The following is a 14,828-nucleotide window of genomic DNA, read 5'->3' on the forward strand; positions in this document are numbered from 1 at the left end:
GATTCCGCGCACCCGGCACGTTCGGCCGGCGGGCACGCCGCCGGCCCGGCCTGTGGCGGCGGCAGGCCGGCCACACTCCAGATCGATCATCGACAGCAGACAGGCCTCGGGCACCGGCAGACGGCACGCTCGGGCGTGCCGGGGTCACCACCCTGTGACCGCCGCCCCCGGACCGCCGCGGCGGTCCGGGTCGCGGCGCCGGCCGCGAGCGGCAGGCCACGGGTGCTCAGGCCCGGACGAACTCCACAGGCACCTTCAGTGCCACCGTGTGCTTGCTGTTGTTGGCCCACGGCACCGGACCGGTCAGCCGCACCTCGGCCACCCGGTCGAGCAACACGCTGAACAGCGTGCGTAGTTCGAGGCGGGCCAGGTCCACCGCGAGGCAGCTGTGCGGCCCCCAGCCGAAGGCCACGTGGGGGTTGGGGTCCCGGCGCACGTCGAAGGTCATGGGGTCGGCGAACACGCTCTCGTCCCGGTTGGCCGAGGACCACCACAGGGTCACCTTGTCCCCGCGCCGGATCTGCACGCCGTTGAACGTGAAGTCCTCGGTGGCCGTGCGCCGGTTGTACGGCGTCGGCGTGGACCAGCGCATCATCTCCTCGATGGCGCTGTCCAGCAGGGACCGGTCCGCGCGCAGCGCCTGCCACTGGTCCGGCCGCTCGGCCAGGGCGAGCAGGCCCACCGCGATCACGTTACGGGTGGGCTCGCTCCCGGCCAGGGACAGCAGGTTGACGAACACCTCGCGCTCGTACTCGCGCAGCGGCGGCTCGCCGTGGCCTTCCGGCAGGTCACCGGCGGCGATCACGGACAGGAAGTCCTGCGCCGGGTTGGCCCGCTTCTCGGCGATCAGCTTGACGCCGTACTGGTACATGGCCAGCAGCGCCGCCTGGCTCCGCGAGGAGGACTCGCCGGACTCACGGTCCTCGTAGCCCATCACCACCTCGGTCCAGTCGACGAACTGCGGCCAGTCCTGGCGGGGCACGCCCATCAGCGCGGCCACCACCTCGACGGAGAACCTGCCGGCGACGTCGTTCTGGAAGTCACAGGAACCTCGTTGGACCACTTCGGAGATGATCGCCTCGGCGCGTTCCGTGATGGTCGGGGTCAGCGCGTCCAGCACCGGGCCGGTGACCGAGGGTGTGACGAGCTCGCGCAGCAGCCGGTGCCGGGGGTCGTCGGTCATGTTGAGCATCGCGCCGGAGTAGGTGCCGGCGGGCAGGTCGTCGAGGTGGGTGCCGCCGCCCTCGCGGTCACCGCCACCCTGGGAGGACAGCAGCGGATGCGCCGCGGCCTCGACCACGTCGGCGTAGCGGGAGAGCACCCAGAAGTTCTCACCGTCGCGGGTGCGCCCGGGTGGGTGCAGCAGAACGGGCGCTTCCCGGCGGAGCCGGGCGAAGACCTCATGCGGGAATCCGTCGCCGAACCGGTCTTGATCGCTGAGGTCGAACCCGCCCAGAACGGCGGGCAACTCGTTTCGGGAAACCTCGGTGGCGCTTTTTAATCGTGGGACGGCTGGCTGTTCCAACGACATAAGCTCTCCAGATTTACACTGACGCAACAAGGGACGTCAAACGCAACAGCAGTGTCACCCGATCCCGGAAAGATCGTCAAGAGCCCTCTGTAGAAGTTGGGTTGACGCTGAGCTGTCCTTCAGGGAGGGCTGACGGCCTTTTTCTCGATGACAGACAGCTGTGCTGTCGCAAACCGCACATCGATTCGCCCGCACTCGGGCCGGAATGCCGAGGCGGGCGGGCCGGGGCAGATCGACCGGGCCGCCCGCCGAGTGACGCTTCTACGGTTCCGTCAGCGGTCGACGCCTCCCAGAACGGGGTCGATGGACGCGACGACGACGATGACGTCGGCCAGCTGGCCGCCTTCGCACATCGCCGCCAGGGCCATCAGATTGGCGAAGGAGGGTTCGCGGAAGTGGAGCCGGTAGGGGCGCGTGCCGCCGTCGGAGACGACGTGCGCGCCGAGCTCCCCCTTGGGCGACTCGACAGTGGCGTAGGCCTGCCCGGGCGGGACCCGGAAGCCCTCGGTGACCAGCTTGAAGTGGTGGATCAGGGCCTCCATGGAGCCCCCCATGATCTCCTTGATGTGGTCGGGGGAGTTACCGAGACCATCGGGACCGAGCGCCAGCTGGGCGGGCCAGGCGATCTTCTTGTCCGCGACCATCACGGGCCCCGGCTCCAGCCGGTCGAGGCACTGCTCGACGATCCGCAGCGACTGCCGCATCTCCTCCAGGCGGATCAGGAAGCGGCCGTAGGCGTCGCAGGAGTCGGCAGTCGGCACCTCGAAGTCGTACGTCTCGTAGCCGCAGTACGGTTCGGCCTTGCGAAGATCGTGCGGCAGGCCGGTGGAGCGCAGGATGGGCCCCGTGACGCCGAGCGCCATGCAGCCGGCGAGGTCGAGGTAGCCGACGTCGCGCATGCGGCCCTTGAAGACCGGGTTGCCGGTGGCGAGCTTGTCGTACTCCGGAAGGTTCTTCCTGAGCGTCCTGACCAGGTCGCGCAGCTGGTCGACGGCCCCGGCCGGCAGATCCTGGGCGAGTCCGCCCGGCCTGATGAACGCGTGGTTCATCCGCAAACCGGTGATCAACTCGTATGCGTCGAGAATGAGTTCACGGTCACGGAACCCGTAGATCATCACCGTCGTGGCGCCGAGCTCCATACCGCCGGTGGCGATGCACACCAGGTGCGAGGAGAGCCGGTTCAGCTCCATCAGGAGCACCCGGATGATCGTGGCCCGGTCGGGGATGTCGTCCTCGATGCCGAGCAGCTTCTCCACGCCCATGCAGTACGCCGTCTCGTTGAAGAACGACGTGAGGTAGTCCATGCGGGTCACCAACGTCGTGCCCTGCGTCCACGTGCGGTACTCGATGCTCTTCTCGATGCCGGTGTGGAGGTAGCCGATGCCGCAGCGCGCCTCGGTGACGGTCTCGCCGTCGATCTCCAGGATCAGCCGGAGCACTCCATGGGTGGACGGATGCTGGGGGCCCATGTTGACGACGATGCGCTCGTCGTCGGCGCGCGCGATGGACTGCACGACCTCGTCCCAGTCCCCGCCGGTGACCGTGTAGACGGTGCCCTCGGTCGTCTCGCGAGCGCTGGACGCGGGGGTGGCGTGCACGTGTGAGGTGGTCATCGGCTGTACGACCTCCGCTGGTTGATCCGGGCGCCCCTGTACTCGACGGCGACACCGTCCAAGGGGTGGTCCTTGCGTTGTGGGAAGCCCTGCCGGTCGTCCAGAGTGATCCGGGTCAGGGCCGGGTGACCGTCGAACACGATCCCGAAGCAGTCGTAGGTCTGGCGCTCGTGCCAGTCGGTGGTCGGATAGACCTGCACCAGCGAGGGCACGCGGGGGTCGGTGCCGGGCGCCGAGACTTCCAGGCGGAGCAGCCGCCCGTGGGTGATCGAGCGCAGGTGGTACACGACGTGGAGCTCTCGGCCCTGGTCGCCGGGGTAGTGGACACCGAGGACGCCCGTGCACAACTCGAAGCGCAGCGCGGGGTCGTCGCGCAGGGTCCTGGCCACCGGCACGAGGTGCTCGCGCTCGATGTGGAAGGTGAGTTCGCCGCGGTCGGCGACCTTGTTGACTATGGCGAGGTCAGGGTCGAGTCCCTGTTCCTTCAGCGCCCTCTCGAGTTCGTCGACGACCAGGTCCAGGACGCCTTTCTCGCCGGGCGCGCGCCCCGGGCCGTCGTACGGCCGGAAAGACGGGCCAGGCTGACGGACGCCGACGGATTCACCGGCTGTCTCCGGTGCGGCGGGGGCTTGTTCGCTGCCGTTCGCATGGGCACAGGTGGGCGGTGTGCCGCCGCCGGTCAACGCAGGAGCCCCTTCATCTCGATGGTCGGGAGCGCCTTGAGCGCCGCTTCCTCGGCCTCGCGGGCGGCTTCCTCCGCATTGACCCCGAGCTTCGAGTTCTGGATCTTGTGATGGAGCTTGAGGATCGCGTCCATCAGCATCTCGGGGCGGGGCGGGCAGCCTGGCAGGTAGATGTCGACAGGAACGATGTGGTCGACGCCCTGGACGATCGCGTAGTTGTTGAACATGCCGCCCGAGGAGGCACACACCCCCATGGAGATGACCCACTTGGGGTTCGGCATCTGGTCGTAGATCTGCCGCAGCACGGGCGCCATCTTCTGGCTGACCCGGCCGGCGACGATCATCAGGTCGGCCTGGCGCGGTGAGCCGCGGAAGACCTCCATGCCGAACCGTGCGAGGTCATACCGGCCCGCGCCGGCCGCCATTAACTCGAAGGCGCAGCAGGCGAGGCCGAAAGTCGCGGGGAAGACGGACGCCTTCCGCACCCAGCCCGAGGCCTGTTCGACGGTGGTCAGCAGGAATCCGCTCGGCAGTTTCTCTTCGAGTCCCATGGGGGTCCCTCAGTCCTTCCAGTCCGTTGGTGCCGTTCCGGGCCGTCGCGCCAGACGTACGCGTGACCGACGGCGGAGAGCGTCAAAGAGCAGCGTCTCCACGAGCCCCGACAGCGTCAGCGAGCCGAAGGTGAGCCCGGGCGGGTGATCTCGCCGTCGAAGACGGCGAGATCACCGCCGTCAGGCAGCACTTGATCGGGAGGCGTCGCCGCCGACAGGTGCGGAAGTGAGCTCGATGCCGCACTCGTCGCTTCAAGTTCTGCCTGGTCGAACCGTTCGGTGTGACGCGCACAGGGAAGAGGGCGAACGTCGCCTGGGGGCTCCGAGCACGAGGACGGGTGCGTAGATGTTCACGCCCCTGGCCTCCCTTCCAGTCGTCCTTGACCGATGGACCGCACAACATGTGAGGCAGTTCACAAGCTCGAGCGCGTGCATCATAAGCACGGGCGGCTGTGATCTGCGACATACGATCCGGCATCCCGTTTGTGACCTTCACCACCTGACGGTGGATCACCAGTACGCGTCCGCCGCGTCGGTGACGGCACGTCGGGCACGACTTGCGGAACCGCCCCGAGGGCCCCTGTTCAGCGGTGTGTGCCGTGTCACGCGGCCAAGGGCTGTCCAAGTCGTCCACATCACAGCGGAAATATCCAATTAGCACCCATGCTCAAGACGAACGTCCCTGCTTGTTCCCCTGGAAAGGTGCCGCATCATGGCCGCTCACCTCTGTCCTCCTGCCGTGGGTACACGGCGAGCACGCCGTGGAGACCAGCCAGATCGTCGCGGAGGTGCGCGACCGGCACCCGCACGCGGCGTGGGCGCCGCGGATCGACGCCATCGCATCCAGTACGGGCATCGAGACCCGCGGGTGGATGCTGCCCCTGGAGACCACTGTCGCGCCCGGCCACGGCGGCGGCCTGCGGGCTGTCGGCATCGGGCCCGCCCAAAAGGCGCTGGCACGCGACGGGTTCACCCAGCAGGACGTGGACCGCGTGATCGCCGCTCTCGAGGCGATACCCGCGCCGCAGACCGTCCAGGAGCGCACCGCCCCGGCCTGGAAGGCCGTGCAGTCCTACGGGGAGCGTGCGGCGCGCGGGGCCCTGCAGATCGCCGGGCTGGACGCCTCGGACATCGACTGCCTGATCACCAGTCACTCCAGCACCCCGGCGCTGCCGGGCCTGGACATCGCCCTGGCCAACAGGCTTCCGCTCCGCAACGACGTGATGCTGCTGCCGGCCACGCAGTGGGCCCGTGATGGCCGATCAGTACGGCCCACGAGCCGGCGGTGCAGCTGCTGCAGGCGGGCAGCAGCTGCCAGGGACGGCCGGATGTCGCGTCAGGCTCCGAGCGCCCCGAGCACCACGGACCTGGCCTCCTCCTGGACCTGGCGCAGATGGTCCGGGCCGAGGAACGACTCCCCGTAGATCTTGTAGACGTCCTCGGTACCCGACGGACGGGCGGCGAACCAGGCGTTCGCGGTGGCCACCTTGATGCCGCCGAGGGCGGCGCCGTTGCCGGGCGCCTCGGTGAGGACCGTGGTGACCGGCTCTCCGGCGAGGGTGTCGGCGGTGACCTGGCGCGGGGACAGCTTGGCGAGCAGGGCCTTCTCCTCGCGGGAGGCCGGGGCGTCGACGCGCGCGTAGGCGGGGGCGCCGAAGCGGTCGGTGAGCCGGGCGTAGTGCTGCGAGGGGGTCTGGCCCGTGACCGCCGTGATCTCGGAGGCGAGCAGGGCCAGGATGATGCCGTCCTTGTCAGTGGTCCACACCGAGCCGTCGTGGCGCAGGAAGGACGCGCCCGCCGACTCCTCGCCGCCGAAGCCGAGCGTGCCGTCGGACAGACCGTCCACGAACCACTTGAAGCCGACGGGGACTTCCACCAGCGGACGGCCGACGTCCGCCGCGACTCGGTCGATCATGCTCGACGACACCAGGGTCTTGCCGATGCCGGCCCCTTCGGGCCACTGCCTGCGGTGGGAGAACAGGTATGAGATCGCCACGGCCAGGTAGTGGTTGGGGTTCATCAGGCCCGCGTCCGGCGTCACGATGCCGTGCCGGTCGGCGTCGGCGTCGTTGCCGGTGGCGATGTCGAACCGCTCGCGCTGCTCGATGAGCGAGGCCATGGCGTACGGCGAGGAGCAGTCCATGCGGATCTTGCCGTCCCAGTCGAGCGTCATGAAGCGCCAGGTGGGGTCGGTGAGCGGGTTCACCACGGTCAGGTCGAGGTGGTGCTGCTCGGCGATACGGCCCCAGTAGGCGACCGAGGCGCCGCCCAGCGGATCGGCGCCGATGCGCACGCCGGCGGACCGGATCGCGTCCAGGTCCAGCACGTTCGGCAGGTCGGCCACGTAGGCGCCGAGGAAGTCGTGGCGGCCGGTGCCGGGGGCGGTCAGGGCGCGGCTGTAGGGGATGCGCCGTACGTCCTTCATGCCGCCGACGATGATCTCGTTGGCGCGGTCCTGGATCCAGGAGGTCGCCTCGGATCCGGCGGGACCGCCGCTCGGGGGGTTGTACTTGAAGCCGCCGTCGGCAGGCGGGTTGTGCGAGGGGGTGACCACCACGCCGTCGGCGAAACCGGACGTGCGCGACCGGTTGTGGGTGAGGATCGCGTGCGAGACGGCGGGGGTGGGCGTGTATCCGTCGGCCTGGTCGATGAGGACGGTCACCTCGTTCGCCGCGAAGACCTCGAGCGCCGTGATCCGGGCGGGCTCCGACAGGGCGTGGGTGTCGGCGCCGAGGAAGAGGGGGCCGTCGGTGCCCTGGGCGGCGCGGTATTCGCAGATGGCCTGGCTGGTGGCTGCGATGTGGTCCTCGTTGAACGCCGCCGCGAGAGACGAGCCGCGGTGTCCCGAGGTGCCGAACGCCACCCGCTGCCCCGGTTCGGCCGGGTCGGGGTGCAGCGCGTAGTACGCCGTGACCAGGCGCGCCACGTCAATGAGGTCCTCGGGCCCGGCGACCTGGCCCGCTCGCGCGTCCTGCATTTCCCGCTCCTCAACAAGGTCGACCGTTGGGTACGGCCCTCATTCTCCCCCGCCCGGCCCGCCGGGACGCGCACCGGGCCGCCGTTGTGGCACACGTCCGGCGGGTGCGACGATGCGGGCCGACGAGCGAGGGGATGCCGACGTGAGGCACGACGACACAAGTCACGAGGACCAACGGCCGCCCGCCGCCGTGCTGTTCGACGCGCTGGGCGCCGACTACGAGAAGGCGTTCGCCCATGCCCCCGCACACCTGTCCGCGCTGGAGTGGCTGATCGAGCGGCTGCCGCCCGCCGCGCGGACGCTGGACGTGGGCAGCGGCACCGGGCGGCCCACCGCGGCCGCGCTCATCGCGGCGGGGCACTCGGTGCTGGGCGTCGACGTCTCCCCCGTCATGGTCGAACTCGCCGCCCGGCAGGTCCCCGGGGCCGATTTCCGCTGCGGCGACATCAGGGATCTCGCGCTCGAAGCGGACTCGTTCGACGGCGTGTGCGTGTTCTTCTCGCTGCTGCAGATGACCCGCGCCGAGCAGTCGGCTCTGATGCGGCGGCTGGCTCTGGCCCTGAGCCCCGGCGGGCATCTGGTGCTGGCCACCGTACCCGCGGACGTGGAGGACCTCGAGGTGGTCTTCATGGGTCAGCGGGTCCGCGCGACGAGCTTCACCGAGGAGGACGTCACCGGCGTGGTGGAGGCGGCGGGACTGACGGTGCTGTCCCGGCTCAGCACCACCTTCACCCCGGACCACCCCGGCGCCGGGCCCGAGCCCCACCTCTTCCTGCACTGCCGCCGCGACGAGACCGGACGCTGACAATCAGGCGATCTGGACTTGCTCGTACGTCTCGGGGTCGCGGCGGACGAGGACCAGCGGATGCCGGTCTCGGCAAGGGCGCCGGAGGCTGGGGCCCGCTTCGCCGTGATGTCCGCCGACCTGGCGCTCAGGGTCCGCGGCGGTACCCGGGCACCGCTGCCGACCTGTGCGCCACACCGCTGCCGGGCTATGCGCCGCGGCGGACCCGAGCGGCCTTGCGGGCCTCGGCGATCTGACGGGCCCTCAGCAGACCGGCGGGACTCACCACCGCCGCCCCGCCCCGGGCGGGTGCCCAGACGACGGAAGGGGGCACCGCCGCACTTGGGGCGCTCCGCGACCGGCCCGCTGCCCCCGACGGGGACACCGGACGGAGCCTGGGCGCCGGTGATGCGGCTCAGCTCGGCCTCGCCGGAGCGGACCTGCGTGATCTGGGGCCTGATGCCCGCGTCGGACATGAGACGGGCCACATCCTTGCGCTGATGGGGGAGGACCAGCGCCACGACACTGCCGGACTCGCCGGCGCGGGCAGTACGGCCACCGCGGTGCAGGTAGTCCTTGCGGTCGCTGAGCGGATCGACGGGAAGGGCCGGGGTGACGGTGACCGGCAGCGTGAACTCCCCCTGCGACGTGGGGAAACGGCGCCCGGTGCGGTCGTTCGGGCGAGCTGAACGGCTCATGGAGAACCTTCCTCGACAGGGCGCGCATCGAGGAATTCCCGACAGGAATGAGCCGGATAGATTGCCGGAACGAGCCGAATGTGTATCTGACCGAATTCCAGCGGGACACCAAAATCCGTGAGCTGGGGCCCGAAGTGGGGCTGCAGGTCGGCTCCGCGCCGCTTCAGCCCAGGAACGACAGGCGGACCTTCCGGTCCGGATTGTCCCTGTTCGTATCCACCAGACACACCGACTGCCACGTACCCAACTCCAGGCGTCCGTCGATGACCGGCAGGGTCGCGTGGGGTGGGACGAGGGCCGGGAGGACGTGGTCGCGGCCGTGGCCGGGGCTGCCGTGGCGGTGCTGCCAGCGGTCGTCGGCGGGCAGGAGGGTGTGCAGGGCGGCGAGGAGGTCGTCGTCGCTGCCGGCGCCCGTCTCGATGATCGCCACGCCGGCGGTCGCGTGCGGTGTGAAGACGTTCAGCAGCCCGTCGCGGCCCGCGGCCGCCTCCCGCAGGAAGGCCTCGCAGTCACGGGTGAGGTCGGCGATCCTCTCCGCGGAACCGGTGGAGACGTTCAGGACTCGGGTGGTGAAGGCATCTGACATGCTCCCATCCTGACCCATCCGCCCGGTTTCACACCCGTACCGCACACCCGACCGTACTCTCGCCCCCTGATACGAGGGGTCCATCCCGCGAGACACCGTTGACCATGAGCACGCCGGATGACTACCTTCGGCCGCATGTTGCGTTCAGCCCTGCTCACCACGCGCGGTCACATCGACCTGCTGCGGGTGGCCTCCGCCGCGTGTCGCCGCGGCTGCTGACGCCTTTTCACCTCTCTTCACCTTTCTCGCGCCTGCGCCCGCCGCATCCGCACGTCCGGACCGGCCCCACACCTCCGTGACGCGGCGACGCACAGGCAGGTCTCCTCCCTCTCTGGCCGCTCTCCTCCTGTGGAGCCCCCATGAGCATCAGCCATGCCCCGCCCGACTCGCCACAGTCCGACATTTCCCCCATATGCGCCTCCGAGACCACCGAGGTCGAGGCCGGCACCCAGCCCTCACCCGACCTCGAACGCCTGATCCCCAGCTCCTCCCGCCGCACCCGCGTCCCCCGCTGGCTGCGCCGCACCAGCGGCCCGCTCCTGCTCCTCGCGTTGTGGCAACTCCTCAGCAGCACAGGTGTGTTGACGCCTGACGTGCTGGCCTCGCCGGGCCGGATCGCTGAGGTCGCCAGGGACCTGGTGTCCGACGGATCGCTGACCGAGGCGATGACCACCTCGCTCCAGCGCGTCGCCGTCGGCCTGCTGCTCGGCACGGTCGTCGGCACCACGCTCGCCCTCGTCTCCGGCCTGTTCCGGATCGGCGAGGACCTCGTGGACGCCCCCGTGCAGATGCTGCGGACCGTGCCCTTCGTGGGCCTCATCCCGCTGTTCATCATCTGGTTCGGCATCGGCGAGGCCCCGAAGGTCGCCATCATCACCCTCGGCGTGACGTTCCCGCTCTACCTCAACGTCTACGCCGGCATCCGCGGCGTCGACTCCCAGCTCATCGAGGCCGGGGAGTCCCTCGGGCTGTCGCGCTGGGGACTCGTACGGCACGTCGTCCTCCCGGGCGCGCTGCCGAACGCCATGACGGGCCTGCGCTACTCGCTCGGCATCGCCTGGCTCGCGCTGGTCTTCGCCGAGCAGGTCAACGCCGACTCCGGCATCGGCTTCCTGATGGTGCAGGCGCGGGACTTCCTGCGGACCGACGTGATCATGGTCTGCCTGATCGTCTACGCCTTCCTCGGCCTGCTCGCCGACTTCATCGTCCGCTCCCTCGAAAGGCTGCTGCTGCAATGGCGACCGACGTTCACCGGCCGGTGAGCCCCGAAGCGGGCGCCCTGGGCGTGCCGCAGGCCGTACCGCACGCCGTGCATGTGGAGGGACTGACCCGCTCCTTCGACGGACGTGCCGTCATCGACGAGCTCCGACTCGACGTCCGCCCGGGCGAGTTCGTGGCACTGCTCGGCCGCAGCGGCTGCGGCAAGTCGACACTGCTGCGCGTCCTCGCGGGGCTCGACCGCGACATCGAGGGCACCGTGCTGGTGCCGCGCCGCAAGGCCGTCGCCTTCCAGGCACCCCGGCTGATGCCGTGGAAGAAGGTGTGGCGCAACGTCCTGCTCGGTCTGCCGGGCAAGCCGGGGCGTTCCGTCGCCGAGCAGGCCCTCACCGAGGTCGGCCTCGGCCACCGCTCCGACGCCTGGCCCAAGACCCTCTCCGGCGGCGAGGCCCAGCGCGCCTCCCTGGCCCGCGCTCTGGTGCGCGAGCCCGATCTGCTGCTGCTCGACGAGCCGTTCGGCGCGCTCGACGCGCTGACCCGCATCAAGGCCCAGCGTCTGGTGGGCGAGTTGTGGCAGCGCCGCGGCTGCGCCGTGCTGCTGGTCACGCACGACGTGGAGGAGGCGGTCCTGCTCGCCGACCGCGTCCTCGTGATGGACGGCGGTGTCATCGCGCACGAGCAGGAGATCGACCTCGACCGCCCGCGCGACATCGCCGACCCCCGGTTCGCCGAACTGCGCGCCGGTCTCCTGGAGCGCCTGGGCGTCGACACCGCCGCCGAGGCCGCCTGATCCCCCTCCTCCCCCGGACACCAGAGCAACACCACAGAACGGATCCCCCATGCGACGACGTCTCGCCCCCGCCGCCCTGCTCCTCCCCTTCGCCCTCGCGCTCACCGCCTGCGGCGGCAACTCGGCGGCGAACACCTCGACGGGCGGCGGCACCGACGGCAAGGGCTCGCTCACGCTCGACGTCGGTGATCAGAAGGGTGGTTCGGAGGCCATCCTGCGGGCCGCCGGAGAACTCAAGAACCTCGACTACAAGATCAAGTGGTCCACGTTCACCTCGGGCCCGCCCCTCCTCGAAGCCGTCAACGCCAAGGCCGTCGACATCGGCGGCGTCGGCAACACCCCGCCGGTCTTCGCGGCCGGGGCCAACTCCAGCATCTCGGTGGTGGCCGCCTGGCACGGCACGTCCAAGGGCGACGCCATCCTCGTACCCAACGACTCGAAGCTGAAGAACCCCGAGCAGCTCAAGGGCAGGTCCATCGCCGTGGCGCAGGGGTCCTCCGCGCACTACCAGTTGGTGGCCAGCCTGAAGAAGGCCGGGCTGACCTTCGGCGACGTCAAGGTGAAGTACCTCCAGCCCGCCGACGCGCTGGCCGCGTTCACCTCCGGCAAGGTGGACGCGTGGGCGGTGTGGGACCCGTACACCTCGCAGGTGCTCGAGGCCAAGCAGGGCCGTGTGCTCACCACTGGCGACGGCATCACCAACGGCCTCACCTTCCAGGTGGCGTCGCCCGACGCGCTGAAGAACAAGAAGAAGTCCGCCGCCGTCAAGGACTACCTGGACCGGCTGCGCCGCGCCTACGCCTGGGTGTACGACCACCCCGAGGAGTGGGCCAAGGTGTGGGCCGAGGACACGGGGCTGCCCTACGAGTCAGCGCTGGCAGCGGTCAAGCGCACCAACGCTTCCCGTGTTCCCGTCGCGGTCGACAAGCCGCTCATCGCCTCCGAGCAGGAGATCGCGGACACCTTCACGAGCCTGAAGCTGATCCCGCGCAAGGTGAACTTCGGGGACTTCGTCGACACCCGCTACAACGGCGACCTGCCGCCGTCCACGACCGCTCCGCGCGTCTTCAAGGAGCAGTGACATGACCGTACGTCTCCACTGGTTCCTGCCCACGGGCGGCGACGGCCGCACGCTCGTGGACCGGCACGCCTACGGCCCGAACAAGGCTCGGCGGATGGCCGGCTTGCGCGCCCCGGACATCGAGTACCTCGCGCAGATCGCCAAGGCCGCCGAACGGCTGGGCTTCGAGGCGGTGCTGACGCCGACCGGCACCTGGTGCGAGGACGCCTGGCTGACGACCGTCGCGCTCGCCCAGCACACCGAACGGCTGAAGTTCCTGGTGGCGTTCCGGCCGGGGCTGATCTCGCCGACGCTCGCAGCCCAGATGGCGGCGACCTACCAGCGCCTGACGCGCGGGCGGCTGCTGCTGAACGTCGTCACCGGCGGTGACTCGACCGAACAGCGCCGCTTCGGCGACCGTCTCGACCACGACCGCCGCTACGCCCGTACGGACGAGTTCCTGTCGGTCGTCCGCGGGGTGTGGCAGGGGCAGCCGTACGACTTCCACGGTGAGCACTACCAGGTCGACGACGGGCTGACCGCAGTGCCGCCGGACCCGGTCCCGCAGGTGTTCTTCGGCGGGTCGTCGGCGGCGGCCGGGCCGGTCGCCGCCCGGCACGCCGACGTCTATCTGACGTGGGGCGAGCCGCCCGCCCAGGTCAAGGAGAAGATCGACTGGATCCGCTCGCTGGCCGAGCGGGAGGGGCGCACGGTCCGCTTCGGGATCCGGCTGCACACCATCTCCCGTGACTCCTCCGCCGAGGCGTGGACGACTGCGAACCGGCTGCTCGACGACCTCGACGCGGACACCATCGCGTCCGCGCAGGCGGCGCTCGGGCGCAGTGAGTCAGTGGGCCAGCAGCGGATGCTCGCCCTGCACGGCGGCTCGCGCGCCGGCCTGGAGATCCACCCGAACCTGTGGGCGGGCGTCGGCCTCGTCCGCGGCGGCGCGGGCACGGCACTGGTCGGCAGTCATGCGGAGGTGGCCGATCTGATCGAGGAGTACCACGCGCTGGGTGTTGAGCACTTCGTGCTGTCGGGGTACCCGCACTTGGAGGAGGCGTACTGGTTCGGGGAGGGTGTGATTCCCGAGCTGGCGGCCCGTGGGCTGGTGGGCCCTGCGAAGGCGGGGGCGGGAGTCCCGTTTCTCGTCGCGAGCGGGCGCTGAGCGCGCGGGAAGATCCACGACCTCGCCACTGTTGGTAGAAACGTGAACAACACGCGCGAGGTCGAGGTAGTCGTCACAGGCGCTGGGCAGGCAGGTCTGTCCAGCGCCTTTCACCTCCGGCGCAGCGGTTTTGAACCGGAGCGCGACTTCGTGGTTCTCGACCACTCCCCCGGCCCGGGCGGTGCCTGGCAGTTCCGGTGGCCGTCGCTGACGTACGGCAAGGTGCACGGGATGCACTCCCTGCCCGGCATGGAGCTCACAGGTGCGGACGGCGGGCGGCCGTCGTCCGAGGTCATCGCCGCGTACTTCGACACCTACGAGCGCACCTTCGACCTTCGGGTGCGGCGGCCGGTCGACGTGCGGGCCGTGCGGGAGGGGCCGGACGGGCGGCTGCGTGTCGAGACGTCCGACGGTGTGTGGTCGACGCGGGCGCTGATCAACGCGACCGGCACCTGGGACCGGCCGTTCTGGCCGCGCTACCCGGGTCAGGAGACGTTCCGGGGACGGCAGTTGCACACCGCGCAGTACCCGGGGCCCGAGGCGTTCGCCGGGCAGCGGGTGATCGTGGTGGGCGGCGGCGCCTCCGGCACACAGCATCTCCTGGAGCTCGCCCCTTACGCGGCCGCCACCACCTGGGTGACGCGTCGGCCGCCCGTGTTCCGCGAGGGCCCCTTCGACGAGGGTGCGGGCCGTGCCGCGGTCGCCCTGGTGGAGGAGCGGGTCCGGCAGGGCCTGGCGCCCCGGAGTGTCGTCTCGGTGACCGGGCTGCCGCTGAACGACGCGATCCGGCGTGGGCTGGAGGACGGGGTCCTCGACCGGCAGCCGATGTTCGACCGGATCACACCCGCGGGTGTGGAGTGGGGCGACGGTCGGCGGGTCGACGCCGACGTCATCCTGTGGGCGACCGGTTTCCGGGCCGCCATCGACCATCTGGCACCGCTACGGCTGCGCGAGCCGGGCGGCGGCATCCGGCTCGACGGGACCCGCGCGGTCGCCGATCCACGGGTCCATCTGGTGGGCTACGGCCCGTCGGCCAGCACCATCGGCGCCAACCGCGCCGGGCGCTCGGCCGTGCGGGACATCAGGCGACTGCTGACCGAGGAGACCGTCGCGGCCTGAGCCTCCGGCTGGGGTGTGCCGGGTCCGCCCGCGGCGGCATGGACACGCCG

13 protein-coding genes and 2 pseudogenes are annotated in these 14,828 nt (G+C 70.4%); 8 read left to right on the plus strand and 7 right to left on the minus strand.

Annotated features, from left to right (window positions below):
* Positions 1-226 precede the first annotated feature (226 nt).
* The 4 genes from AC067M_RS26250 to AC067M_RS26265 all read right to left on the minus strand — a co-directional run bounded on the left by AC067M_RS26250 (position 227) and on the right by AC067M_RS26265 (position 4,378).
* Positions 227-1,468: a cytochrome P450 gene (locus AC067M_RS26250; RefSeq protein ID WP_478699485.1), complete on the minus strand. Its 1,242-nt coding sequence runs from the start codon at positions 1,466-1,468 to the stop codon at positions 227-229.
* A 335-nt stretch (positions 1,469-1,803) separates the two neighbouring features.
* Entirely contained in the window at positions 1,804-3,144 is a 1,341-nt protein-coding gene (locus AC067M_RS26255; protein ID WP_478699486.1) for an NADH-quinone oxidoreductase subunit D, read from the minus strand.
* Positions 3,141-3,827, minus strand: coding sequence for an NADH-quinone oxidoreductase subunit C (locus tag AC067M_RS26260; protein WP_478699487.1), 687 nt, complete (start codon positions 3,825-3,827; stop codon positions 3,141-3,143). The genes AC067M_RS26255 and AC067M_RS26260 overlap by 4 nt, the downstream gene beginning before the upstream one ends.
* Positions 3,824-4,378: a NuoB/complex I 20 kDa subunit family protein gene (locus AC067M_RS26265; protein WP_393629949.1), complete on the minus strand. Its 555-nt coding sequence runs from the start codon at positions 4,376-4,378 to the stop codon at positions 3,824-3,826. The genes AC067M_RS26260 and AC067M_RS26265 overlap by 4 nt, the downstream gene beginning before the upstream one ends.
* A 712-nt stretch (positions 4,379-5,090) precedes the next feature.
* On the opposite strand from AC067M_RS26265, the pseudogene AC067M_RS26270 reads away from it, so the two are divergent.
* Positions 5,091-5,628: pseudogene (locus AC067M_RS26270) on the plus strand (beta-ketoacyl-[acyl-carrier-protein] synthase family protein); the annotation flags it as partial.
* An 86-nt stretch (positions 5,629-5,714) separates the two neighbouring features.
* Here the strand turns inward: AC067M_RS26270 and pgm are convergent.
* On the minus strand, positions 5,715-7,355 hold the full coding sequence (gene pgm / locus AC067M_RS26275) for a phosphoglucomutase (alpha-D-glucose-1,6-bisphosphate-dependent) (protein ID WP_478699488.1): 1,641 nt from the start codon (positions 7,353-7,355) through the stop codon (positions 5,715-5,717).
* A gap of 112 nt (positions 7,356-7,467) precedes the next feature.
* Here pgm and AC067M_RS26280 point away from each other — a divergent pair, with 112 nt between their 5' ends.
* Positions 7,468-8,160 (plus strand): class I SAM-dependent methyltransferase, encoded by a 693-nt coding sequence (locus AC067M_RS26280; RefSeq protein WP_478699489.1) that lies wholly within the window; start codon positions 7,468-7,470, stop codon positions 8,158-8,160.
* Between the two features lie 187 nt (positions 8,161-8,347).
* Here AC067M_RS26280 and AC067M_RS26285 read toward each other — a convergent pair.
* Positions 8,348-8,738: pseudogene (locus AC067M_RS26285) on the minus strand (DEAD/DEAH box helicase); the annotation flags it as partial.
* Positions 8,739-9,000: 262 nt separating this feature from the next.
* Positions 9,001-9,423, minus strand: a complete 423-nt coding sequence (locus AC067M_RS26290) for a secondary thiamine-phosphate synthase enzyme YjbQ (RefSeq protein ID WP_478699490.1) — start codon at positions 9,421-9,423, stop codon at positions 9,001-9,003.
* Positions 9,424-9,558: 135 nt separating this feature from the next.
* On the opposite strand from AC067M_RS26290, the gene AC067M_RS26295 reads away from it, so the two are divergent.
* The 6 genes from AC067M_RS26295 to AC067M_RS26320 all read left to right on the plus strand — a co-directional run bounded on the left by AC067M_RS26295 (position 9,559) and on the right by AC067M_RS26320 (position 14,778).
* On the plus strand, positions 9,559-9,642 hold the full coding sequence (locus AC067M_RS26295) for a putative leader peptide (protein WP_349817350.1): 84 nt from the start codon (positions 9,559-9,561) through the stop codon (positions 9,640-9,642).
* Between the two features lie 140 nt (positions 9,643-9,782).
* Positions 9,783-10,685, plus strand: a complete 903-nt coding sequence (locus AC067M_RS26300) for an ABC transporter permease (RefSeq protein WP_478699491.1) — start codon at positions 9,783-9,785, stop codon at positions 10,683-10,685.
* Positions 10,658-11,431: an ABC transporter ATP-binding protein gene (locus AC067M_RS26305; protein WP_478699492.1), complete on the plus strand. Its 774-nt coding sequence runs from the start codon at positions 10,658-10,660 to the stop codon at positions 11,429-11,431. Before AC067M_RS26300 ends, AC067M_RS26305 begins: the two co-directional genes overlap by 28 nt.
* A gap of 49 nt (positions 11,432-11,480) precedes the next feature.
* Entirely contained in the window at positions 11,481-12,512 is a 1,032-nt protein-coding gene (locus AC067M_RS26310; RefSeq protein WP_478699493.1) for an ABC transporter substrate-binding protein, read from the plus strand.
* Between the two features lies 1 nt (position 12,513).
* Positions 12,514-13,659: an LLM class flavin-dependent oxidoreductase gene (locus AC067M_RS26315; RefSeq protein ID WP_478699494.1), complete on the plus strand. Its 1,146-nt coding sequence runs from the start codon at positions 12,514-12,516 to the stop codon at positions 13,657-13,659.
* A 42-nt stretch (positions 13,660-13,701) separates the two neighbouring features.
* Positions 13,702-14,778 (plus strand): NAD(P)-binding domain-containing protein, encoded by a 1,077-nt coding sequence (locus tag AC067M_RS26320; protein WP_478699495.1) that lies wholly within the window; start codon positions 13,702-13,704, stop codon positions 14,776-14,778.
* Positions 14,779-14,828 lie beyond the last annotated feature (50 nt).

This window comes from Streptomyces sp. NPDC043427 (genome assembly GCF_056436655.1).

What these genes read in the sequence shown, in the direction of transcription:
- AC067M_RS26305 (WP_478699492.1), top strand. Translation starts at nt 10,658, where the DNA reads ATGGCGACCGACGTTCACCGGCCGGTGAGCCCCGAAGCGGGCGCCCTG.
- AC067M_RS26295 (WP_349817350.1), top strand. Translation starts at nt 9,559, where the DNA reads ATGTTGCGTTCAGCCCTGCTCACCACGCGCGGTCACATCGACCTGCTG.
- AC067M_RS26290 (WP_478699490.1), bottom strand. Translation starts at nt 9,423, where the DNA reads ATGTCAGATGCCTTCACCACCCGAGTCCTGAACGTCTCCACCGGTTCC.
- AC067M_RS26300 (WP_478699491.1), top strand. Translation starts at nt 9,783, where the DNA reads ATGAGCATCAGCCATGCCCCGCCCGACTCGCCACAGTCCGACATTTCC.
- AC067M_RS26315 (WP_478699494.1), top strand. Translation starts at nt 12,514, where the DNA reads ATGACCGTACGTCTCCACTGGTTCCTGCCCACGGGCGGCGACGGCCGC.
- AC067M_RS26265 (WP_393629949.1), bottom strand. Translation starts at nt 4,378, where the DNA reads ATGGGACTCGAAGAGAAACTGCCGAGCGGATTCCTGCTGACCACCGTC.
- AC067M_RS26255 (WP_478699486.1), bottom strand. Translation starts at nt 3,144, where the DNA reads ATGACCACCTCACACGTGCACGCCACCCCCGCGTCCAGCGCTCGCGAG.
- pgm (WP_478699488.1), bottom strand. Translation starts at nt 7,355, where the DNA reads ATGCAGGACGCGCGAGCGGGCCAGGTCGCCGGGCCCGAGGACCTCATT.
- AC067M_RS26310 (WP_478699493.1), top strand. Translation starts at nt 11,481, where the DNA reads ATGCGACGACGTCTCGCCCCCGCCGCCCTGCTCCTCCCCTTCGCCCTC.
- AC067M_RS26280 (WP_478699489.1), top strand. Translation starts at nt 7,468, where the DNA reads ATGCGGGCCGACGAGCGAGGGGATGCCGACGTGAGGCACGACGACACA.